Raw genomic sequence first — 20,253 nt, 5'->3', positions numbered from 1 at the left:
GCACACAGCAATCGCAAAAACAGCTGAAAGAAGGCTGGAAAGTAACAAATGCGTTCTTCAAACAAACGTTCGCGGAACAAGAACAACCGCAGCCGCTCCAACTCTGTCGGAAATGTCGTCAACCGTGTGTTCGACAGCTCCGGCCCAGAGGGCAAGGTGCGCGGTACGCCGCAGCAGATCATTGACAAGTACAACCAACTGGCGCGCGATGCGCAGCTGGGAAATGACCGCGTGAATGCCGAGAATTTTCAGCAGCACGCGGAACATTACATGCGCATGCTGAGCGAGGCACAGCGCGAACAGGACGCCCGCCGCGAACAGCAGGAGCGGGAAAACCGCGAACGCCAGCAGCAGCGCGACCAGGATCGTGCAGCCCGGTCCGATCAGGACACGCCGCAAAATCAGCAGCAGCCGGACCCTGTGCCACAGCAGCCTGACGATCCGTCAGCCAGCCCGCAGCCCGATGTGGTCGACACTGCAAGCGATAGCAGCAGCGACAGCGGTCTTGTCGAAACGCCCGAGGCAAAAGCGGCGGAAAAGCCGAAACGCCCGCGCGCGCCACGCAAACCGCGCAAGAAGCCCGAGGCAAAATCCGATGAGACCCCGGATCAGAACCCCGCCGACGCCGCCGAATAGACGTCGGTTTCAGGGGATGGCCAGCTGTCGTGCCAGCGCGCAAAACCCTTCAACAGAGATTTGTTCCGCCCGCTCTGTGGGCGGAATGCCCACGGCGGTCAGATGATCCTCGATCGCGGGTGACAGCCCCTTGAGCGAGGCCCGCAACATTTTGCGGCGCTGATTGAACCCGGCCGCGACCACACGTTCCAGAACCTTCGGATCCGCCTCGAACCGGGGCGCGGGCAAGGCGCGAAGTTGCACCACGGCCGAGCTTACCTTTGGCGGCGGTGTGAACGCCTCGGGCGGCAGGTGCATGGCGATCCGGACATCGCAGCGCCACTGCGCCAACACGGCCAGCCGCCCATAGGCCTTGGACCCCGGCTTTGCGACGATCCGCTCCGCCACCTCTTTCTGGAACATCAACGTCAACCGGTCCCAGACCGGCGGCCACGCGGACGGCGTGAGCCAGCGCACAAGCAATTCCGTACCGACGTTATAAGGCAGGTTGGCGCAGATCGCGATTGGCGGTGTCAGTTGCTCCAGCGGGTTGAGCGCGAGCGCGTCCCCCTGTACCACCTCGAGCCGGCCCGGATAGACGGCCGCTATTTCAGCCAACGCGGGCAGGCAGCGGGCATCCTTTTCCACCGCAAGCACCCGGCGCGCGCCCTCTGCCAGCAGCCCTCGGGTCAAACCACCCGGTCCCGGCCCGATTTCGAGCACATCCATCCCGCTCAGATCGCCGGCTTGCCGCGCGATCTTGGCCGTCAGGTTCAGATCCAGCAAGAAGTTCTGACCCAACGCTTTTTTGGCGCTCAGCCCGTGTGTCGTGATCACGTCGCGCAGCGGCGGGAGGGAATCAATCGTGGGCATGGCGCTCTCGGTGCAACGGGCAGATCGCCTGCGTCTTCACTTTCCAAATATGCAAGAACTGTCCTCTCCAGTCGTGCCGTGGTCAGGACGCCGTGCCCGCCAACCGCCAGGCCATGCGGAGCGCCTCGATGGTCGATGACGGGTTGGCCCGACCGGTGCCCGCGATGTCGAAGGCGGTGCCGTGATCGGGCGAGGTGCGCACAATTGGCAGTCCCAGCGTTATGTTGACGCCCCGGTCGAAATCCAGCGTCTTGATCGGGATGAGCGCCTGATCGTGATACATGCAGATCGCCGCGTCATACCCGTCTCGTGCCGCTGCGTGGAACATTGTGTCCGCCGACAAAGGACCTGCAATCGTCATGCCTTCGGCGCGCAACCGGTCCAGCACCGGCGCGATGATGTCGATCTCTTCGCGCCCCATGCGCCCGCCTTCGCCGGCATGGGGGTTCAAACCGGCCACGGCGAGCCGCGGTGCCGCGAGTCCGAATTGCGTTTTCAAGGCCCTGTGGGTGGTGCGGATGCGCGCGTCCAGCAGATCGGCCGTCAGCGCCTGCTTTACCTCATCCAGTGGAATATGGATGGTGACGGGAACCACCCGCAGGTCGGGACCGGCCAGCATCATCACCACGTCGGAGCTGTCGCACAGATGGGCCAGAAATTCGGTATGGCCGGGAAACCCGAACCCGGCCCCCTCCTGCAGCGCCTGTTTGTGAATTGGCAGGGTGCACACACCACCCGCAGTGCCACAGGCGGCAAGTGCGACCGCGCGCTCGATCGCCGCAATCACACCCTTGGCATGTGCAGGCTGTGCTTGGCCGGGGCTGCGCGGGCCATCGAAGGACTGCGGCAGAACCGGCAGGGCCGCGCCGCAGGTTGCAACCTCGTCCGGAGCGACAATCTCGGTCCATCTCGTGCCGTCCGGCAGATGCGCCGGATCCCCGATCAGGAAAAACGGCACCTCACCGCCGATCGCGTCCCAGGCCGCCACGGCAAGTTCGGGTCCGATCCCGGCGGGCTCGCCTATGGTCAGGGCAATGGGAGCAGGTGTCATGGCGCGATGATGCGGGCGTCGGCGCGCAATTGGGACAGGTAGCTTTGGGACAGCGAATCGAGCCGCTGGTTGCGCAGCCCCATCGCGAACTGTTCGCGATCGACGTCCTCGTTCATCTCGGCCGTGCGCCCGCAGAGCATCAGGAACATGAGCGTCTGCCCATTCGAGCGCGTGAGCGCGGTGGACACTTCGCCGGGGTCGAGCTTGGACAACTCGAAGGCGACATCTGTGGGAATTTCGGAAGGTGGCATGGCGTTCCGTTCCAGTACGTCTTCGGGCTGTCCCTTTGCCACGCCATAAAGATCATCGCAGCGATCGACCCGGCTTTCCAGAACGCGGGCCTGCGCCAGTGTCTCCTGGCTTCGACCTCCGGGCAGGTAATAGGCGGCGTATTCTATCGCGGCATAGGTCGGCGGGGTATAGCCGGTCTCTTCGAGGCCACGCAGCTGGAACAGCGCCACCGCGTTGGAAATCGGGATCGGATCAGTCACCTCTCCCGGTGCCAGCGCCAGCACGAGTGGACGCAGGACCGGCGGCAAATCCTCAAGGTTCTGCCAAGGCAAACGCCCCCCGGCGTCGCGGCTTGCGGTCGCGGAGTAGCGCCGTGCCTGTGCGGAGAACTCGGCCTCGGATGTTGTCTGGCTGATTCGTTCGGCACGGTCGCGCACCGCCTCGGCCTCCTGCGGCGGGGCGGGCATGATGAGTTCGGACAGCAGGACCCGCACGCTCGATCCGCCTGACGCGCCAAGCGCCCGGTCGATCTCGTCCTCGGACACGTTGACGCGTCCGGCAAAGCGCGCCTGTACCAGCAACCGCCAGCTCAGACCCGCGCGGACAAAGTCGCGGAAGGTCTCGGTGGCGACACCGCTGCTGTCGAGCGAAGCGATGAATTCCTCGCGGCTCAGATTGGCGCGGCCGGCGAATTCGCTCATCCCGTCGAGGACTTCTTCCGAAGACGGCACGATCCCCGCGGAACGGGCCGCCTGAAGGCGCAACCGGTCGTCGATCAACTGTTCCCGCGCCAGTTCCGCCGGATTGCCCGGCGCGTTCAGCACCGACAGCATCCGTTCACGCTGTTGCAGTTCGTAGAACGTGATCACGCTGTCATTGACGCGCAGCACGGGCTCGAACAGGTTTTGCGCCGACACGGTGGCGGGCGCAAAGGCCAGTGCCACGCCAAGCGCCAGCGCGCCAAGTTTGCGGAGGGAAGGGCTCAATAGCTGCATGAACGGCGGTACTCCTTGCCGCTGCCGCCGGTGCTGAACCCTGTCAGCGCGACGGTCAGGCCGAAATCGGTAGATGGTTCAAGGTTAGTGGAAGAGGCAAAGTTCCGCGAGACCGAAAAGTCCACCACGACGCATTCGTTGCGATATTCCGCGCCCAGCCCCGCTTTGAGGAACTGTTCCTCGGCGATATCGTAGCGGGTGTTGCCGGTCGCGGTCCAGTGCCGGTCGATGTCATAGCGGCCATTCAGAACCCATTGCGATTGCGCATCCTTGCGGTCTTCCTTGGCGTCGGTGGTCAGCAGGATGTAGGACGCATTCAGTGAATAATCGTCCCGAGTGATATTGCCGCGCATTTCCGCCTTGGAAAAGCGGGTCTCGCCCGTGTCGTACAACCCGCGCGCCAGGAGGTTCAACCCGTTGCGATGGGCGAATTGTCCCGCGACCAGCCAATCCGACGCCGTGCTGTCCTGCCCAGAAGAGCGGGAAAAGGCGCTGTCGGTCTCGTCGCGCCAGACACGGCCGAGGGTCAACGCCGCGCGCCAACCGTCCGGGTCCTGCTGCATCCAGCGCAGACCGGCCGCGCCGGCAAGGCCGCGTTCGCGACGGTCGGGCGCGGGAAAGCGCGACAGCGACAGCAGGTTGCCCTCGTCGAATTCGACGCGGGTGCTTTCGTCGTTGGGCAGGGCCAGCCGGTCGCCGCCGACCCAGCCGATCTGGGCGACAGGCTCAAGCAGGGCGCGGCCGCCGCTCTGCGTCTGCCTGACGAGCGGCCAGCGCAATTCCACCGATGCGCCGGGGGTGGCCTGCGTATAGCTGCCTTCGGCACTCACGTCCTGATCAACCTCGAAATGGTCCAGCCAAAGCTGCGCCAGCGCGCCGGCGCGGACCCCGCCGGGCAAGGTCCAGCGATTGCGCCAGCTCAGATCCAGGTTGGCGCGCGCCACGTCGCGGCCATCGACGACGGTATCGGCATCGGGTCCGTCGATATCGGTGTCGGAATAGCGGTAATGCCCGTGCACCTGGACGCCAAGCCGCACTTCACCGCCAATTCGCGATGGGAAATAGCGCCGGTTGTAGCGCAAATCGCCAATGATCGTTGGCTGGGTCGCGTTGTTCTCACCATCCGTCAGGCTTTCGTAATGGATCAGGCCCAATGAAAAGAACCGGTCCCGCCTTGTGCGTGTCAGGGTCAGGGCGCTGTCCAGCCGGTCCTTCTTGAAATCGCTGCTGTAGTCGTTGAGGTAGGCATCGTCGCTCACCGCTTCGATGTCGAAGGTCAGCCGGTAATCCCGGGGAAGGCGAAACGCGCCCTCGGCAAACAGATGTCCGCGCAATTTCTCGCGATCAAGGTTGTCGCGGCTGACCGCACCGTTGACCGTGATGTCGCCCCGGCGGAATGCCTGCCTGTAGCGCATCTCGAGCGTGCGGGTGATCGGCGAAAGGTAGGGCGTCAACGTCAGGTCGGCGTGATCGCCGATGGGAATGAAGTATGGCAGCTTGATCCCGAAGCCCAGCAGCGTCGAGGTTTTCAATTCCGGTATCAGGAAACCGCGCGCACGATCCAGCGTCGGATCCGGCAGGCGCATCCGGGGGATGTAGAACACCGGCACCCCCAGCACGCGCAATTGCGCGTCGTCGAAATAGAGTTGCCGTTCCTTGGCATCATGCACGACGCGGCTGGCCCGGATCGCCCAGAGAGGGTCCTTGCCAGAGCAGACCTGACAGGACGTGGCGGCGATCTGGCTCATGGCGGTATATCGTCCATCGACCCTTGCCGCTCGGGCCGAAGCGATCTGCAATTGGTCGTCCAGCACGAAGCGCGCGCTTTCCAGCAGACCATTGCGAAAGCCCTCGTCCAGTTCGGCCTGCGTGGCGGTCAGGACATCGCCATTGGGCTGGGTGATACGGATAGGGCCCTGAATTTCGAGAGTGTCGTTTGTGCGATCATAGACCAGGGTGCCGGCTGTCATGCGCGTGCCGTCATACAGCGCCTCGACATTGCCGGTGGCGATCAGGGTGTCGCCGCCCTGTTGCACCAGAACCTGATCCGCCAGCAGAACGGCATCGTCGGTCTGCGCCCGCGCCGTCGCGGTGCTGACCATCAGCGCCAAAGACACACCGGCAATGGCTGCGCGCAGCATCAGCCGTCCTCCCGGTGCAGGATCAGACCCAGCGCAAGAAGGATCGACGCAAGCGGCGGAACCCAGGCCGCCGCCTGCACATTCAACTGCCCGTTCTCTCCGAGTATCTGAGCGAAGTTTCGGACATAATACAATGAAAAGCCGAGAAGAACTGCCGACAGAACCGCGATCCCGGTACCGCCCATGCGGCTGTGTCGCATGGTGAAGGCCGCGCCGATCAGCACCATCGCCACCAGGAAAACAGGCCGCGCCATTTCCATCTGGAGCCAGACCGCGTGGCGGCGCGCGGAAAAGCCCGCATTCTCCAGATCGGTGATGAAGCCGCGCAATTCCCAGACCGAAATCGCCGAAGGCTGTCCGAACCGGTCCTTGATGCTGTCCTCGGTCAGGGTTGATGGCACGGTCAGTGTCGGATGCCGTTCCGAATTGGTCTCGGGATTCACCCCCGCGATCAACGGCCAGACCTTGGCGTCGCGCAGCCGCCATTCGCCGCTGTCCAGCATGGCTTGTTCGGCTTCGATCCGGCGCACCGGACCGCCCCCTTCGGCATAGGCGACGAACATCACGTCATACAGCACCGTTCCGTTGGGATTGGCCCGCGCTGCACGGATCACCGTCTGCCCGCGTGGATCGGATTGGCGCAACCAAAGCCCCTCGGCCCCGATCGACAGCGCCGATGTTCCGCCACTGCGGTAGGTTTCGCGCAAGTCGGAATATGCCTTGGAGGTTGCGGCCACGATCGGGTTGCCCATGGCAACGGCCAGCGTGCCGATGATTGCTGCGACCACCAGCGGCCCGACAAGCGCGGTCAGCCCGGATCGCCCGGCTGCACGGGTCACGACCAGCTCCGATGACCGGGCAAGCGACACGAACAACGCGATGGACGAGAGGATCATCACCAGTGGCAGGATCTGATACATGCCGTCAGGGGTGTTCAGCAAAGTCAGCCGCATCACCTCGCCAAAGCTGACCGAACTATCAAATCGGCGGATCTGTTCAACAAGGTCCAACAGCACCTGGAACAGGAAGAAGACACCGAAAATGCCCAGAAACGTCCAAAGGAAACGGCGCGCGAAGTAAAAATGAAGCGTCATGCCGGCATCCCCTCCGCCCGTCTGCGCCGCGATGGTCGAAACGGCCGCGCCGCAAGATGCAAGACAGCGCCCGCAATGGCGAGTCCAACCACCGAGGGCAGGTAGACCAGCGGCCACAAGGCGGCGTTGTTGCGCGCCGGATCCGTGACCGCGCTTTCCACCAGCTTGATCACCACCAGCAGGAAAATCGCCACCACGATCTGCTTGCCGACCCCGAAGCGGCTGAAACTGCCGGTCAGCAATGTGGCAAACCCGATCAGCGCCGCCACCATGCCCAGGAGCGCCTGCTGAAAGCGGCCGTGCACTTCTTCGAGGATGCGCGAAACGGAGGCCCCGACCTCTTTTGCCATCTCCTCGGGCCGGGTCAGCATGTCCAGCGTGGACAGGTGCCGGGGACGCAGGGTTCCGCCTGGGTTTTGCACGATCAATGTGCTGATATCATGAGTGAAATCCTGAAACACCGTGGTGGACATCGTTCGCGTGTCCTGCCGCAGCGTCTGCGCCAGACCGCTGACCATGACCAGACGCGGACCTGTCTCGCCCTGGACGACATAGGCGCTTTCGGCGGTATAGGTCACCTCGCGGTCGTCCTGACGCCGGTCCGACAGGAAGACGTCGCGCAATTCCCCCTCGGGGGTGATGTCGCTGATGAAAAAGGTCACGCCGGGGCCGGGGTGCAGGAACGCGCCCTCGCGCAGCAGGCGCGCGCTGACCGAGCCCGAAATCTCGACCTCGCGCTCTTTCAACTGTGCCACCGAGGCAGGGACCAGGACATGTGTCAGCGCCGACATCATCAGCGCGACGATCACACCGAACCATAACACCGGACGCGCCAGTCGCCATGGGCTGTAGCCGGTGGCCTGAACCACCGTCAGCTCGGAATCGCCCATCAGCCGGTTGGTCACGTAAACCGCGGCGGCGAAAGACGCCATCGGCAGCACCAGCGCGATGACGCTGGGCAGGCTGAGGGCCGTGAATTCAAGAAAAACGCCGGCCGAGTGACCATCGGCGATCAGCCGGTCGAACAGGATCACGGCCCGGTTCACCCAGTAGACTGCGACCAGAACAAGCGAGAAGAATCCAAACAGGACCATGAGTTGCGACAGCATATATCTGTCGAATCTTGGCACGTCCGCCCCCCTCACACGACACAGAGTGGGGCGCATTGCCCCCGTCCCAAGGGTTTGCGGGAAAACCGGGCTCTGGTCAACCGCGCGCACGGGCGCTACCCCTATGCCGATCATAGCTTATGGAGCAGAACATGGCGGAACTTCGCGCATTGACCTTCCAACCTGTCGAACTCGATGCCCTCGACACAGTCACGGGGCGGATCGCGGTCTGCATCACCCCCGATCTGAAGCTGACGGCGGGCGCCCGGAGGCTCAACCGTCTGACCAAGACAGCAATAGCCCGTGCCACCACCTCCGAGGCGTGGGAAAAACTCGAAGAAGGAAAGGTGATGTCACTGGGCTGGCCCGCCGGTGTCGCAGCCGAGGCGGTCGACATGGTCAAGCTGTCGCGCCGTCCCACTGCCGATCTGGCGCGCAAGGCCGGCGCGGCCCTGGCCGTGGCCGCTGGCAGCGCCGAACTGACCGTGTTGGTCGAAGGCACGCGCCACCCCGAGGAAATCGCGCTGGGCCTGGCCTTGCGCAGCTACGGGTTCGACGATCACAAGTCCCGGCAAGCTGAGCCGGTGGGTGCAGCCAGGGTCATGTGCGCCAAGCCCGAAGAGGCCGAGGCCGCCTGGGCCCCGCGGCTTGCCGTGGCAGAGGGGGTTCACTTTACGCGGGACCTTGTGAACGAGCCGGCCAATGTGTTGACGACGACCGAATTTGCAAATCGCTTGCAGGCGCTTGGCGATCTCGGCGTCGAGGTCGAGGTGCTCGAGGAAAAGGAACTGGCCGATTTGGGCATGGGTGCGCTGCTTTGCGTCGGCCAAGGGTCCGACAGCCCGACCAAGGTTGTCATCATGCGGTGGAACGGCGGCGCCAAGGCGGATGCACCCCTGGCGCTGGTCGGCAAGGGGGTGGTCTTCGACACCGGGGGCATTTCGCTCAAACCGGCAGGCGGAATGGAAGACATGACGATGGACATGGGGGGCGCAGGTGTCGTGGCGGGCGTGATGCATGCGGTCGCCAAGCGAAAGGCCAAAGCGAATGTCGTGGGTCTTGTCGGGCTGGTCGAGAACATGCCCTCCGGCAACGCGGTGCGGCCCGGCGACGTGGTCACCTCCATGAAGGGTGACACGATCGAGGTGATCAACACCGATGCCGAAGGGCGTTTGGTGCTTGCAGACGTTATGTGGCACGCACAGCAAGCCGAAAAACCTGCCGCAATGATCGACCTTGCCACGTTGACCGGCGCCTGCATCATCGCGCTTGGGCACGAGAATGCCGCCGTTTATGCAAATGAGGACGGCTTGGCGGATGCGTTCCTCAAGGCCGCGAAAACCGAAACCGAGGGCGCGTGGCGGATGCCATTGGGTAAAGCCTATGACGACATGCTGAAATCGGCCAAGGCGGACATGAAGAATGTCGGTGGCCGTCCTGCGGGATCGATCACTGCGGCGCAATTCCTCAAACGCTTCGTGGCGGATGACACACCCTGGATCCACCTTGACATTGCAGGTGTGGCGCAAGTCAAAAGCGACCTGGACATGTCACCCAAGGGAGCCACGGGATGGGGCGTGCGGGCGCTTGACCGTCTGATCTCGGACCGCTTCGAGCCACGGGAGTGATCCATGGGAGCGGCCTTTTTTTACCACCTGACGCGCAAGCCGCTCGAGGTCACCTTGCCCATGCTTTTGGGCAAGGCGATGGGCGCGGGCTGGCGTGTTGCGGTGCGGGGCATCGACATGGAGCGCATGAAGTGGCTCGACCAGGCGTTGTGGATGGGACCCGAGGACGGGTTCCTGCCGCATGGCCTGGCCGGCGGGCCGCATGACGCGGCCCAGCCGGTGTTGCTCACGGTGGCCGCAGAGGCGGCAAATACCCCGCACTGCCTGATGACGGTGGACGGGGCCGGGGTAACCGCTGGCGAGGTTCAGGCCCTGGAGCGTGTCTGTGTGCTTTTCGACGGCAATGACAGCGCCGCGGTTGAAGCCGCGCGCGGGCAATGGCGCAACCTGACCGGCGCCGGCTGTTCCGCGCAATACTGGTCCGAGGAATCGGGGCGCTGGGAAAAGAAGGCAGAGGCCTGAAATTTGCTTTATTAACATAAGGTTAATGGGTAACGTTGGCTGACCCATTGTTTCGCGCGCGAAACATTCGGTCCGGTTCGGTCCTATTGCCAACTGCCCATTGTGAGCCTTGACGCATTGGCCTACGCTTTCTGCCAGACTTGACCTTGAGGGAGGACAGCAGGCCATGAGCAAGAGCTTCGACATGATCGTGATCGGCGCCGGCCCCGGCGGCTACGTCGCCGCCATCCGCGGCGCTCAGCTTGGGTTGCGCGTTGCGATTGTCGAGCGCGAGCATCTCGGCGGTATCTGTCTGAATTGGGGCTGTATCCCGACCAAGGCCATGCTGCGTACTTCTGAAGTGTTCCACCTGATGCACCGCTCCAAGGAATTCGGGCTGAAAGCCGAAGGCATCGGCTACGATCTTGAGGCGGTGGTCAAACGCTCGCGCGGGATCGCGAAACAGCTCAATTCCGGGGTGGGCCATCTGCTCGGAAAGAACAAGGTCACCGTCATAATGGGGGATGCAACGATCCCCGCCAAGGGCAAGGTGCAGGTCAAGACGGACACAGGCACCGAAGACCTGACCGCCGGGAACATCATCCTCGCTACCGGCGCGCGTGCGCGCGAGCTGCCGGGGCTGGAGGCGGACGGAGATCTGGTCTGGACCTACAAACACGCGCTGGTACCCAAACGCATGCCGAAAAAGCTTCTGGTCATCGGCTCGGGCGCCATCGGGATCGAATTCGCCAGCTTCTACAACATGCTGGGCGCCGAAACGACGGTGGTCGAGGTGATGGATCGCATCCTGCCGGTTGAGGATGCCGAGATCAGTGAATTCGCCAAGAAACAGTTCGAATCCCAAGGCATGACGATCCGCGAACAGGCGATGGTCAAGCAACTGGATCGCGGCCCCGGCAAGGTGACCGCGCATATCGAGACGGGTGGCAAAGTCAGCACCGAAGAGTTCGATACGGTGATTTCGGCGGTCGGCATCGTCGGCAATACCGAAGGTCTGGGTCTCGAGGCGTTGGGGGTGAAGATCGACCGGACCCATGTCGTGACAGACCCGCATTGCCGCACAGGGATCGACGGACTCTATGCCATTGGCGACCTCGCCGGCGCGCCGTGGCTGGCGCACAAGGCCAGCCACGAGGGTGTCATGGTGGCCGAGCTGATCGCGGGCGGGCATCCGCACGCGGTTGAGCCGGACAGCATCGCGGGCTGCACCTATTGCCAGCCGCAGGTGGCCAGCGTCGGCCTGACCGAGGCGCAGGCGAAAGAGAAGGGCTTTGACATCAAGGTCGGCCGCTTCCCCTTTATCGGCAACGGCAAGGCGATTGCGCTGGGGGAGTCCGAGGGGCTGGTCAAGACGGTGTTCGATGCGAAAACCGGCGCGCTTCTGGGCGCGCATATGGTCGGGGCGGACGTCACGGAACTGATCCAGGGCTATGTCATTGGTCGGCAGCTTGAGACCACCGAGGAGGACCTGATGCAGGCCGTGTTCCCGCATCCGACCCTGTCGGAGATGATGCATGAGAGCGTGCTGGATGCCTGGGGCCGCGCCATCCACTATTAGCGTGGCGGCCAAAGATCAGTCATACGCACAATCGTCGGGGTCGTCAGACATGCTGGCCGCCATTCACCTCGATCTCGGTGCCGGTGACATAGCCGCTTTGCCCGGAACACAGGAAATAGATCACGTCCGCCACTTCCTGCGGTTGGCCCAAGCGCCGCATCGGCAACGTCTCGACGATCTTGTCTGTGCCCTCGCTCAGGATGCTGGTTTCCACCTCGCCCGGCGCAATCGCGTTCACGCGCACCCCCATGGGCCCGAAATCATGCGCCATTTCCCGCGTCAACGCGGCCAGCGCGGCCTTGGAGGTTGCATAGGCGGCCCCGGCAAAAGGGTGCACGCGGGCCCCGGCGATGGAGGTCACGTTCACGATTGAGCCGTTGGCGCGGGCCAATTCGTCCTTCAAGCCACGGCCGAGCACCACGGAGGCGAAGAAATTGACGTGAAACACCTTGCCCCAGTCGCGCAGGTCGGTGTCCAGCGTGTTGAGCCGTTCGCCATCGGGGCCTTTCGGGGACGTTCCGGCATTGTTTACAAGCGCATCGAGCCGTCCGCCATCCAGCCGGTTCTTCACGACCTCGATTGCATCCATGGTTTGTTGCGGATCGCCCAGATCGACCTGGATATGATTCCGCTCGCCCCCGGGCCACGGACATTCGGGGGAAAAGGCCTGTCGCGAGCAGCTGATCACGCGCCACCCTTCGGCGGCGAATTTCTTGACGGTGGCATGGCCGATGCCCCGGCTTGCGCCGGTGAGCAGGAGGGTGCGTTGAGGTTCTGTGTCTGACATTGTCTCACCGTAGGCGAGTCGGACGCCCGACGCGAGGTGCAAAGCGCGCTGGTGGCCGTTGTCGGCAAAACCGGCAAGCGTCGCGCCCGTTGTGCAAAACCATGCGACCGGACGCAGCGCAATCTGTTCGGTCCTCCGGGTCAACCGGGCCGATGGGTGTTCGTCCGAGGGGGCCTTTCGCATTGGCCTGTGTCTTTGCCCGTGCGTGTATCCGTTCCCGTGCCTGCGACGTGACCGAGGCAGCGTGATCAACCAGATCAGCGTCCGAAGTTTTCGTCTTTCTTCTGGCCTTCGATGCGCGCGCGGATGAATGCGCGGCCCTTGCGTTCGGCAAGGCGCACGCGGATCGCTGTGAGGAAGGCTTCCTCGAGGGTTGTCGAGGCAGCCCCGAGTTCGGCGGCCACCTCCATGAAGAAGCGATCATCATCCAGATGCTTCATCGCTTTCAGCGTATCATCGGCCAGGCGTTCGGCGAGGTCTTGAACCATCGACATCTTTTGCGGCGTCCCTAGCGCGAGTTTTCAGTCAGGCGGCGTTTCACGTATGTCGACACGGTGTCGATCATCGGGTCCATGTACGGTTCCTGGAAGAAATGGTCGGCGCCTTCGATTTCTTCGTGGGTGACCGTGATGCCTTTCTGTTCGGCCAGCTTGCCGACAAGGGTGGCCGTGTCGGCGGGCGGAGCCACGCGGTCGCCGGTGCCATTCACGATCAGGCCCGAGGACGGGCAGGGCGCCAGGAACGAGAAATCATACATGTTGGCGGGCGGGCTGACGGAAATGAAACCGGTGATCTCGGGACGGCGCATCAGAAGCTGCATTCCGATCCACGCACCGAAACTGAACCCCGCAACCCAGCAATGCTTGGAATTGTTGTTCATGGATTGCAGGTAGTCGAGCGCGGAGGCGGCATCGCTCAGCTCGCCGACCCCCTGATCGTATTCGCCCTGGCTGCGACCGACACCGCGGAAATTGAAGCGCAGCACCGTGAAGCCCATTTTGTAGAAGGCGTAATGCAGGTTGTAGACAACCTTGTTGTTCATCGTGCCGCCGAACTGCGGGTGCGGATGCAGGATGATCGCAATCGGCGCGTCGCTTTCCTTTTGCGGGTGGTAGCGGCCTTCGAGGCGGCCTTCGGGTCCGGGAAAAATCACCTCGGGCATGGTGTGCGGTGGCTCCTGACTGGGCTCTGGTGCGGCGGTCTGAAAACGTTGACAGCCTCACGCGGACTACTTAGAATGGTTCTAAATCGGGATGGACCCGAAGTGCTATCCGGTCTTATGCAATTGACCGTGCAAGGTCAATTGCGTGACGAGTTCGTTTGGGAGACGGCCATGAAACTGAGTACGAAAGGCCGGTACGCGATGGTTGCCCTGGCAGATATCGCGCTGCAACCCGAGGGAGAGCTTGTGACGCTCGGCGATATCGCGCAGCGGCAGGATGTATCGCTGCCCTATCTTGAACAGTTGTTCGTCAAGCTGCGGCGTGCCGGGCTTGTCGCATCGGTGCGCGGTCCGGGGGGCGGCTACCGGCTGTCCCGCCCGGCGAGCGAGATCCGGGTGGTGGATGTCCTTGCGGCGGTCGATGAAACGGTCGACGCGATGCACAAGGGGGCGGGCGTCTCCGGAGGATTGTCGGGGAGCCGGGCACAATCCATGACGAACCGTCTGTGGGAAGGGTTGTCGGCGCATGTCTACGTGTTTCTTCACCAGACCCGGCTGTCCGACGTGGTTGGCAATTCATTGGCGCCCTGTCCTGCCGTGCCAAACCTTTTCGCCGTGGTGGACGAGTGATGGGATCGAATTGGCTGCGCCAATCCGACTCGGTTGCGTTTGCTCAGCAAACGCAAACTGTGGGGGCGCTGCCCCCTCTTGGCCTGCGGCCAATTCACCCCCGGGATATTTTTGAAACGAAGAAAGACAAGGGTTCGCTTCGATGATGGCGCGGGTTTATCTGGATCACAACGCGACCATGCCGTTGCGGGCCGAGGCGCGTGCCGCGGCGCTTGCCGCGATGGATATCGTCGGCAATCCCAGCTCGGTGCATTCCGAGGGGCGCGCTGCCAAGAGCCTGATCGAGCGCGCGCGGGGGCAGGTCGCGTCTGCTTTCGGCGCGGACGGGGCGGACGTGGTTTTTGTTTCCGGCGCGACCGAAGCGGCGGCGCTGGCATGCGCGGGGCGCGGTTTGTCGGGATCCGAAATCGAACATGACGCGGTGCGTGCCTGGATCGATCCCGCTTTGGCCGTGGACGCGGCGGGGCAGGTCGATGTGACCAGCCCGGCGCGGTCGGCGGTGCAATTGGCCAATTCCGAGACCGGCGTGGTGCAGGATCTTCCCCGGGGTGTCGCAGTGGTGGATGCAACGCAGGCGTTTGGCAAACTGCCGGTGGCCTTCAACTGGATCGGTTGCGAAATGGCGCTGATCTCGGCCCACAAGATCGGCGGCCCGAAAGGTATCGGTGCGCTGGTCATCAAGCGGGGCACGGACCTGGCAGCGCAAATCCGGGGCGGTGGCCAGGAGATGGGCCGGCGCTCCGGAACCGAGAACCTGCCGGGCATCGCCGGGTTCGGTGCCGCGGCGGAGGCTGCAGTGAAGGATCTGGACGCCGGGGTCTGGAGCCGGGTGGAAAAACTTAGAAACATTCTAGAATCCGCTATTGAGGCGGAGGCAAAAGAGACTATTTTTGTCGGGAACGCAGGCACGCGGCTGCCCAACACGTCTTGCCTGGCGACGCCCGGCTGGAAGGGAGAGACGCAGGTCATGCAAATGGATTTGGCGGGGTTCGCAATCAGCGCGGGGTCTGCCTGTTCCAGCGGCAAGGTCAGGGCCAGCGCGGTGCTACGCGCCATGGGGCTTGACGAGGCCGCGGCCAGCAGCGCCATCCGGGTGTCGCTGGGACCGGAGACGACCGAGAACGATGTGATGCGGTTTGCCGACGTGTGGCTGACCAAAAGGGAAAAGCACCGCGCGCGGGCCGCGTGAGACAACCGAAAAAGGGGTATGAAGCATGGCTGCTTTGGACAATACGACCGTCAAGGAAGGTGTCGATCAGGAAACCGTGGATGCGGTGCGGGAAGTCGGTGGCGCCTACAAGCACGGCTGGAATACCGATATCGAGATGGATTATGCGCCCAAGGGGTTGAACCCGGATATCGTGCGCCTGATCTCCGAGAAGAACGAAGAGCCGGAATGGATGACAGACTGGCGCTTGCAAGCCTATGAGCGCTGGCTTCAGAAGGACGAGCCGACCTGGGCGATGGTGGATTACCCGGCGATCGATTTCCAGGACCAGTATTACTATGCGCGCCCGAAGAGCATGGAGGTGAAGCCGAAATCGCTCGACGAGGTCGATCCCAAGCTGCTGGCCACCTATGAAAAGCTCGGTATCCCGCTCAAGGAACAGCTGATCCTTGCGGGCGTCGAAGGTGCCGAGGACGCGCCAGCCGAAGGCCGCAAGGTCGCTGTTGACGCCGTGTTCGATTCGGTGTCCGTCGGCACGACGTTCCAGAAAGAGTTGAAGGACGCAGGCGTGATCTTCTGCTCGATCTCGGAGGCGATCAAGGATCACCCGGAGCTCGTGAAGAAATATCTCGGGTCTGTCGTGCCCGTGTCGGACAATTACTACGCGACGTTGAATTCGGCCGTTTTCTCGGATGGCTCATTCGTCTACGTGCCGCCGGGCGTGCGCTGTCCGATGGAGCTGTCCACCTATTTCCGCATCAATGCGGAAAATACGGGCCAGTTCGAGCGGACCTTGATCATCGCCGACAAGGGATCCTTCGTGTCTTATCTTGAGGGGTGCACCGCGCCGCAGCGGGATACTTCTCAGTTGCACGCCGCCGTGGTCGAGATCATCGTCGAGGAAGATGCCGAGGTGAAATATTCGACCGTGCAGAACTGGTATCCTGGCGACGAAGACGGCAAGGGCGGGATCTACAACTTTGTCACCAAGCGCGCCGATTGCCGGGGCGACCGCGCCAAGGTGATGTGGACACAGGTCGAAACCGGCTCTGCGGTGACGTGGAAATACCCGTCCTGCATCCTGCGGGGCGACGACAGCCAGGGCGAATTCTATTCGATCGCCATCGCCAACAACTACCAGCAGGCCGATACCGGCACGAAGATGGTGCACCTGGGCAAGAACACCAAGTCCCGGATCGTGTCCAAGGGGATCAGCGCGGGCCACGCGCAGAACACCTATCGCGGGCTGGTGTCGATGCATCCCAAGGCCAAGGACAGCCGCAATTACACCCAGTGCGACAGCCTTCTGATCGGCGGCACCTGCGGGGCACACACCGTGCCCTATATAGAGGTCAAGAACAATTCGAGCCGGGTGGAGCACGAGGCGACCACGTCCAAGGTCGATGACGATCAGCTGTTCTACTGCCGCCAGCGCGGCATGGACGAGGAAGAGGCCGTGGCGCTGGTCGTGAACGGGTTCTGCCGCGACGTGTTGCAGGCGCTGCCGATGGAGTTTGCCATGGAGGCGCAGCAGCTTGTGGCGATCTCCCTGGAGGGGTCCGTTGGCTGATGCGGGTCAGGCGAGGGGCTTTCACGTTTGCCGGGGTCTTCGCGGCGCCGGGCGTGAAAGCTATCGCGCTTGCTGATCTGGACAGGTGATTCACCCTGCTGAACGTCGCCGCACTACGCGGCGTCGCGGGGCACATGAGTGTAAATGTAAGCGGGAAAACGCGATGATCATCACGACGACCAATTCCATCGAGGGCCAAAAGATCCTGGACTACAAGGGTCTCGTTGTCGGCGAGGCGATCATGGGAGCCAATGTGGTCCGGGACCTGTTTGCCTCGATTACCGATGTTGTCGGCGGCCGGTCCGGGGCCTATGAGGCCAAGCTGCAGGACGCGCGCGATACGGCGATGCGCGAGCTGGAGCAGCGCGCGGTGGCCATGGGTGGTAACGCGGTGGTCGGCGTTGATCTGGATTACGAGGTGGTCGGCAATTCGATGTTGATGGTGTCCGTCAGCGGCACCGCCGTTCTGACGGATCGGGGCTGATCATGGCAGATGTCACCAAGGATGCGCCGGTGATCGACCGCCCGACTCTGACCTTCCCGCAGGAGGTCAGCGACTGGGTGCGCGGATTGTACGCCGATGCCACGGTCATTCTCGAGTACGGGAGCGGTGGGTCCACTGTTCTGGCGTCCGAGATGGTTGGAAAGACGGTGTTTTCCGTCGAAACGGATCCCGACTGGCGCGACATGATGCAGCGCTACCTGGATCATGCCGGAACGACGTCGGATGTGACGCTGCACTACGCGGATATCGGCAAGGTCGGCAAATGGGGGCGGCCGGTTTCGGACAAGAAGTGGGATCGGTACCATGCCTATCCGAACTCAGTCTGGGATTTGCCTGACTTCAAGCCGCCGGATCTCGTGCTTGTCGATGGGCGCTTCCGGGTGGCCTGCGCGTTGACGGCGCTGCTGCGGACGGAGCAGCCGCTGACCTTGCTGTTCGACGATTATGGCGGGCGCCGGTTGTACCACGCGATCGAAGAGTTTGTTCAGCCGGTTGAGACACGCGGACGGATGGCGCGATTCGAGATCGAGCCGACACCGCTGCCACGCGACAAGCTGACGGAAATTCTGCGGCTATATACGAAATCTTTCTGACGCGGCACGCGGTTGGACATGAAACAAGAGAGAGGGAAAGAAATGCTGGAAATCAAGAACCTGCACGTCAAACTTGAGGAAGAGGACAAGCAGATCCTCAAGGGTGTGAACCTGAGTGTCGAGGCGGGCAAGGTGCATGCGATCATGGGACCGAACGGGTCTGGCAAGTCGACCCTGTCCTACGTCCTGTCGGGCCGGGATGGCTATGAAGTGACAGGGGGATCGGCCACGATAGAGGGTGAGGATATCCTCGAGATGGAGCCGGAAGAACGCGCCGCAGCCGGTGTATTCCTGGCCTTCCAGTACCCCGTGGAAATTCCGGGCGTCGGCAACATGACCTTTCTGCGGACGGCTGTGAATTCACAGCGCAAGGCGCGCGGCCAAGAGGAAATGTCCTCGACGGAATTCCTCAAATTGATCCGGGAGAAGGCGAAGGATCTGAAGATCGACGCCGATATGCTCAAGCGTCCCGTCAATGTCGGCTTTTCCGGCGGTGAGAAGAAACGCAACGAGATCCTCCAGATGGCGATGCTCGAGCCGAAGATGTGCATCCTCGACGAGACCGACTCGGGCCTTGACGTGGACGCGATGAAGCTGGTTGCCGATGGTGTGAACGCGCTGCGCAACGAGGGGCGGGGGTTCCTTGTTATTACGCACTATCAACGGCTTCTGGACCATATCAAACCGGATGTCGTGCACATCATGTCCGATGGACGGATCATCAAGACCGGCGGTCCGGAACTGGCGCTCGAGGTCGAACACAACGGCTATGCGGATATCAAGGCGGAGGTGGCGTAATGGCCCTGCCGCAGATCAAGCAAGACGCGACGGAGGCACGGCTGGCGGCGCTGGACCTGCCATCAGGCAACTGGTCCGAGGCGGCACGCAAGGACGCGGTCAGCCGGCTGCGCGCCATGGGACTTCCCCATGCGCGGGACGAGTATTGGAAATTCACACGGCCCGATACCCTGGTGCAACCCGATGCGCCAAAGGCGGCGGTGCTGGAAGCAGACGAGACGCCTGTTTTTGGTGACGTGGATTGCCTCAGGCTGGTCTTTGTCGATGGCGTGTTCAGTGTCGAGGAATCGGACGATCTTGCCCTTGAACACGTGAGCCTCGACCGGTTGGGCGATGCGCTGGATATTCACTGGGCCAAGGATGTCTACGGAGTGCTAGAAGCGCGTGGGCAGACCCCGGTACACCGGCCACTTGCAACGCTGAACACGGCCTTTGCGACCGATGGTCTGCTGATCCATGTGACCGGCAAGGCGCCAAAGCCGATCAACCTGGTTTATCGCCACGAATCAGAGGGTTCGGATGCGATTTTGCACCATGTTGTGAAGATTGAATCTGGCGCGGAACTGACGCTTCTGGAGAATGGCCCGGCTGCGGCGCGCTTCAACAAGTGCATGGAAGTCGAGATCGCCGATGGCGGCGTTTTTCACCATGTCCGTGCGCAGGGGCGCGACCATGAACGCCGCGCGGCAACCGCGCTGTTCACGCGGCTGGGTGAGGCATCCGTTTTCAAATCCTTCACGTTGACCGCCAATGGCGTTCTGACGCGCAATGAATGCGTGATCGAACTGACCGGCGACAACGCAACCGCGCATGTCGCGGGTGCTTGCATGGGGGATGGGGATTTCCACCACGACGACACGGTGTTCATCACCCATGACGCGCTGAACTGCGAAAGCCGCCAGGTGTTCAAGAAGGTGTTGCGCAACGGGGCGACGGGCGTGTTCCAGGGCAAGATCCTTGTCAAGGAAGGCGCGCAGAAAACCGATGGCTACCAGATCAGCCAATCGCTGCTGCTGGACGATGACAGCCAGTTCCTTGCCAAGCCGGAGCTTGAGATTTACGCCGATGACGTTGTGTGTTCCCATGGCTCCACGTCGGGGGCAATTGACGAAGAGGGACTCTTTTACCTGCGGTCTCGCGGGATCGAAGAGGGGCCAGCGACGGATCTTCTGACTATTGCCTTCCTTGCCGAAGCGGTGATGGAGATCGCGGACGAAAGCCTGCAGGAGAAAATCAACGAGCGTGTCGAAGCATGGCTGACACGGCGCCGCGGTTAAGAGGTC

The 20,253-nt window shown here is 62.7% G+C and carries 20 protein-coding genes; 11 read left to right on the top strand and 9 right to left on the bottom strand.

Annotation, left to right across the window (positions count from 1 at the left end; genetic code table 11):
• Positions 1 to 48 precede the first annotated feature (48 nt).
• Positions 49 to 636 (top strand): DUF4167 domain-containing protein, encoded by a 588-nt coding sequence (locus LCF59_RS06195; RefSeq protein ID WP_292286578.1) that lies wholly within the window; start codon positions 49 to 51, stop codon positions 634 to 636.
• 9 nt (positions 637 to 645) lie between these two features.
• Here the strand turns inward: LCF59_RS06195 and rsmA are convergent, their stop codons facing one another.
• The 6 genes from rsmA to lptF form a co-directional block, all read right to left on the bottom strand.
• Positions 646 to 1,488 carry a 16S rRNA (adenine(1518)-N(6)/adenine(1519)-N(6))-dimethyltransferase RsmA gene (gene rsmA / locus LCF59_RS06190; protein WP_292286577.1) on the bottom strand — a complete coding sequence of 281 codons (843 nt, stop codon included), beginning with the start codon at positions 1,486 to 1,488 and terminating at the stop codon, positions 646 to 648.
• 82 nt (positions 1,489 to 1,570) lie between these two features.
• On the bottom strand, positions 1,571 to 2,539 hold the full coding sequence (pdxA, locus tag LCF59_RS06185) for a 4-hydroxythreonine-4-phosphate dehydrogenase PdxA (protein ID WP_292286576.1): 969 nt from the start codon (positions 2,537 to 2,539) through the stop codon (positions 1,571 to 1,573).
• Positions 2,536 to 3,765: a peptidylprolyl isomerase gene (locus tag LCF59_RS06180; RefSeq protein ID WP_292286575.1), complete on the bottom strand. Its 1,230-nt coding sequence runs from the start codon at positions 3,763 to 3,765 to the stop codon at positions 2,536 to 2,538. Before LCF59_RS06180 ends, pdxA begins: the two co-directional genes overlap by 4 nt.
• Entirely contained in the window at positions 3,753 to 5,906 is a 2,154-nt protein-coding gene (locus LCF59_RS06175; RefSeq protein WP_292286574.1) for an LPS assembly protein LptD, read from the bottom strand. Before LCF59_RS06175 ends, LCF59_RS06180 begins: the two co-directional genes overlap by 13 nt.
• Positions 5,906 to 7,000 (bottom strand): LPS export ABC transporter permease LptG, encoded by a 1,095-nt coding sequence (lptG, locus tag LCF59_RS06170; protein ID WP_292286573.1) that lies wholly within the window; start codon positions 6,998 to 7,000, stop codon positions 5,906 to 5,908. The genes LCF59_RS06175 and lptG overlap by 1 nt, the downstream gene beginning before the upstream one ends.
• Positions 6,997 to 8,130 (bottom strand): LPS export ABC transporter permease LptF, encoded by a 1,134-nt coding sequence (gene lptF / locus LCF59_RS06165; protein ID WP_292286572.1) that lies wholly within the window; start codon positions 8,128 to 8,130, stop codon positions 6,997 to 6,999. The genes lptG and lptF overlap by 4 nt, the downstream gene beginning before the upstream one ends.
• Positions 8,131 to 8,261: 131 nt before the next feature.
• Between lptF and LCF59_RS06160 the strand changes: the two genes are divergently transcribed.
• The 3 genes from LCF59_RS06160 to lpdA all read left to right on the top strand — a co-directional run bounded on the left by LCF59_RS06160 (position 8,262) and on the right by lpdA (position 11,757).
• Positions 8,262 to 9,737, top strand: a complete 1,476-nt coding sequence (locus LCF59_RS06160; RefSeq protein ID WP_292286571.1) for a leucyl aminopeptidase — start codon at positions 8,262 to 8,264, stop codon at positions 9,735 to 9,737.
• Positions 9,738 to 9,740: 3 nt separating this feature from the next.
• Positions 9,741 to 10,199: a DNA polymerase III subunit chi gene (locus LCF59_RS06155; RefSeq protein WP_292286570.1), complete on the top strand. Its 459-nt coding sequence runs from the start codon at positions 9,741 to 9,743 to the stop codon at positions 10,197 to 10,199.
• 166 nt (positions 10,200 to 10,365) lie between these two features.
• Positions 10,366 to 11,757: a dihydrolipoyl dehydrogenase gene (gene lpdA, locus LCF59_RS06150; RefSeq protein WP_292286569.1), complete on the top strand. Its 1,392-nt coding sequence runs from the start codon at positions 10,366 to 10,368 to the stop codon at positions 11,755 to 11,757.
• Between the two features lie 43 nt (positions 11,758 to 11,800).
• On the opposite strand, the gene LCF59_RS06145 is transcribed toward lpdA, so the two are convergent.
• The 3 genes from LCF59_RS06145 to LCF59_RS06135 form a co-directional block, all read right to left on the bottom strand.
• Positions 11,801 to 12,544 (bottom strand): SDR family NAD(P)-dependent oxidoreductase, encoded by a 744-nt coding sequence (locus tag LCF59_RS06145; RefSeq protein WP_292286568.1) that lies wholly within the window; start codon positions 12,542 to 12,544, stop codon positions 11,801 to 11,803.
• 257 nt (positions 12,545 to 12,801) lie between these two features.
• A complete protein-coding gene (locus LCF59_RS06140; protein ID WP_292286567.1) occupies positions 12,802 to 13,038 on the bottom strand; it encodes a hypothetical protein in 237 nt (78 codons plus the stop codon).
• Positions 13,039 to 13,052: 14 nt separating this feature from the next.
• Positions 13,053 to 13,706, bottom strand: coding sequence for an alpha/beta hydrolase (locus tag LCF59_RS06135; protein WP_292286566.1), 654 nt, complete (start codon positions 13,704 to 13,706; stop codon positions 13,053 to 13,055).
• Between the two features lie 171 nt (positions 13,707 to 13,877).
• Between LCF59_RS06135 and LCF59_RS06130 the strand changes: the two genes are divergently transcribed.
• From LCF59_RS06130 to LCF59_RS06100, 7 genes are all read left to right on the top strand, one after another.
• Entirely contained in the window at positions 13,878 to 14,336 is a 459-nt protein-coding gene (locus LCF59_RS06130) for an Rrf2 family transcriptional regulator (RefSeq protein ID WP_292286565.1), read from the top strand.
• Between the two features lie 145 nt (positions 14,337 to 14,481).
• Positions 14,482 to 15,525: an aminotransferase class V-fold PLP-dependent enzyme gene (locus tag LCF59_RS06125; RefSeq protein ID WP_292286657.1), complete on the top strand. Its 1,044-nt coding sequence runs from the start codon at positions 14,482 to 14,484 to the stop codon at positions 15,523 to 15,525.
• A 25-nt stretch (positions 15,526 to 15,550) separates the two neighbouring features.
• On the top strand, positions 15,551 to 17,074 hold the full coding sequence (gene sufB, locus LCF59_RS06120; RefSeq protein WP_292286564.1) for a Fe-S cluster assembly protein SufB: 1,524 nt from the start codon (positions 15,551 to 15,553) through the stop codon (positions 17,072 to 17,074).
• 163 nt (positions 17,075 to 17,237) lie between these two features.
• Positions 17,238 to 17,558, top strand: a complete 321-nt coding sequence (locus tag LCF59_RS06115) for a heavy metal-binding domain-containing protein (protein ID WP_292286563.1) — start codon at positions 17,238 to 17,240, stop codon at positions 17,556 to 17,558.
• Positions 17,559 to 17,560: 2 nt separating this feature from the next.
• On the top strand, positions 17,561 to 18,172 hold the full coding sequence (locus tag LCF59_RS06110) for a hypothetical protein (RefSeq protein ID WP_292286562.1): 612 nt from the start codon (positions 17,561 to 17,563) through the stop codon (positions 18,170 to 18,172).
• A gap of 42 nt (positions 18,173 to 18,214) precedes the next feature.
• The gene (sufC, locus tag LCF59_RS06105; RefSeq protein ID WP_292286656.1) at positions 18,215 to 18,970 is read left to right on the top strand and encodes a Fe-S cluster assembly ATPase SufC; all 756 of its coding nucleotides are present in this window, start codon (positions 18,215 to 18,217) and stop codon (positions 18,968 to 18,970) included.
• Positions 18,970 to 20,247: a SufD family Fe-S cluster assembly protein gene (locus tag LCF59_RS06100; RefSeq protein WP_292286561.1), complete on the top strand. Its 1,278-nt coding sequence runs from the start codon at positions 18,970 to 18,972 to the stop codon at positions 20,245 to 20,247. The genes sufC and LCF59_RS06100 overlap by 1 nt, the downstream gene beginning before the upstream one ends.
• The last annotated feature ends 6 nt before the right edge of the window (positions 20,248 to 20,253 follow it).

Origin of the sequence: Marivita sp., from assembly GCF_020055675.1 — a bacterium.
Lineage (GTDB): Bacteria > Pseudomonadota > Alphaproteobacteria > Rhodobacterales > Rhodobacteraceae > Marivita.
The sequence above is the reverse complement of the archived record's forward strand: the minus strand, read 5'-3'. Positions and strand labels throughout refer to the sequence as shown.

Coding starts and splice junctions, on each gene's coding strand:
- LCF59_RS06195 (WP_292286578.1), top strand. CDS start 49: ATGCGTTCTTCAAACAAACGTTCGCGGAACAAGAACAACCGCAGCCGC.
- rsmA (WP_292286577.1), bottom strand. CDS start 1,488: ATGCCCACGATTGATTCCCTCCCGCCGCTGCGCGACGTGATCACGACA.
- pdxA (WP_292286576.1), bottom strand. CDS start 2,539: ATGACACCTGCTCCCATTGCCCTGACCATAGGCGAGCCCGCCGGGATC.
- LCF59_RS06180 (WP_292286575.1), bottom strand. CDS start 3,765: ATGCAGCTATTGAGCCCTTCCCTCCGCAAACTTGGCGCGCTGGCGCTT.
- LCF59_RS06175 (WP_292286574.1), bottom strand. CDS start 5,906: ATGCTGCGCGCAGCCATTGCCGGTGTGTCTTTGGCGCTGATGGTCAGC.
- lptG (WP_292286573.1), bottom strand. CDS start 7,000: ATGACGCTTCATTTTTACTTCGCGCGCCGTTTCCTTTGGACGTTTCTG.
- LCF59_RS06160 (WP_292286571.1), top strand. CDS start 8,262: ATGGCGGAACTTCGCGCATTGACCTTCCAACCTGTCGAACTCGATGCC.
- LCF59_RS06155 (WP_292286570.1), top strand. CDS start 9,741: ATGGGAGCGGCCTTTTTTTACCACCTGACGCGCAAGCCGCTCGAGGTC.
- lpdA (WP_292286569.1), top strand. CDS start 10,366: ATGAGCAAGAGCTTCGACATGATCGTGATCGGCGCCGGCCCCGGCGGC.
- LCF59_RS06145 (WP_292286568.1), bottom strand. CDS start 12,544: ATGTCAGACACAGAACCTCAACGCACCCTCCTGCTCACCGGCGCAAGC.
- LCF59_RS06140 (WP_292286567.1), bottom strand. CDS start 13,038: ATGTCGATGGTTCAAGACCTCGCCGAACGCCTGGCCGATGATACGCTG.
- LCF59_RS06135 (WP_292286566.1), bottom strand. CDS start 13,706: ATGCCCGAGGTGATTTTTCCCGGACCCGAAGGCCGCCTCGAAGGCCGC.
- LCF59_RS06130 (WP_292286565.1), top strand. CDS start 13,878: ATGAAACTGAGTACGAAAGGCCGGTACGCGATGGTTGCCCTGGCAGAT.
- LCF59_RS06125 (WP_292286657.1), top strand. CDS start 14,482: ATGGCGCGGGTTTATCTGGATCACAACGCGACCATGCCGTTGCGGGCC.
- sufB (WP_292286564.1), top strand. CDS start 15,551: ATGGCTGCTTTGGACAATACGACCGTCAAGGAAGGTGTCGATCAGGAA.
- LCF59_RS06115 (WP_292286563.1), top strand. CDS start 17,238: ATGATCATCACGACGACCAATTCCATCGAGGGCCAAAAGATCCTGGAC.
- LCF59_RS06110 (WP_292286562.1), top strand. CDS start 17,561: ATGGCAGATGTCACCAAGGATGCGCCGGTGATCGACCGCCCGACTCTG.
- sufC (WP_292286656.1), top strand. CDS start 18,215: ATGCTGGAAATCAAGAACCTGCACGTCAAACTTGAGGAAGAGGACAAG.
- LCF59_RS06100 (WP_292286561.1), top strand. CDS start 18,970: ATGGCCCTGCCGCAGATCAAGCAAGACGCGACGGAGGCACGGCTGGCG.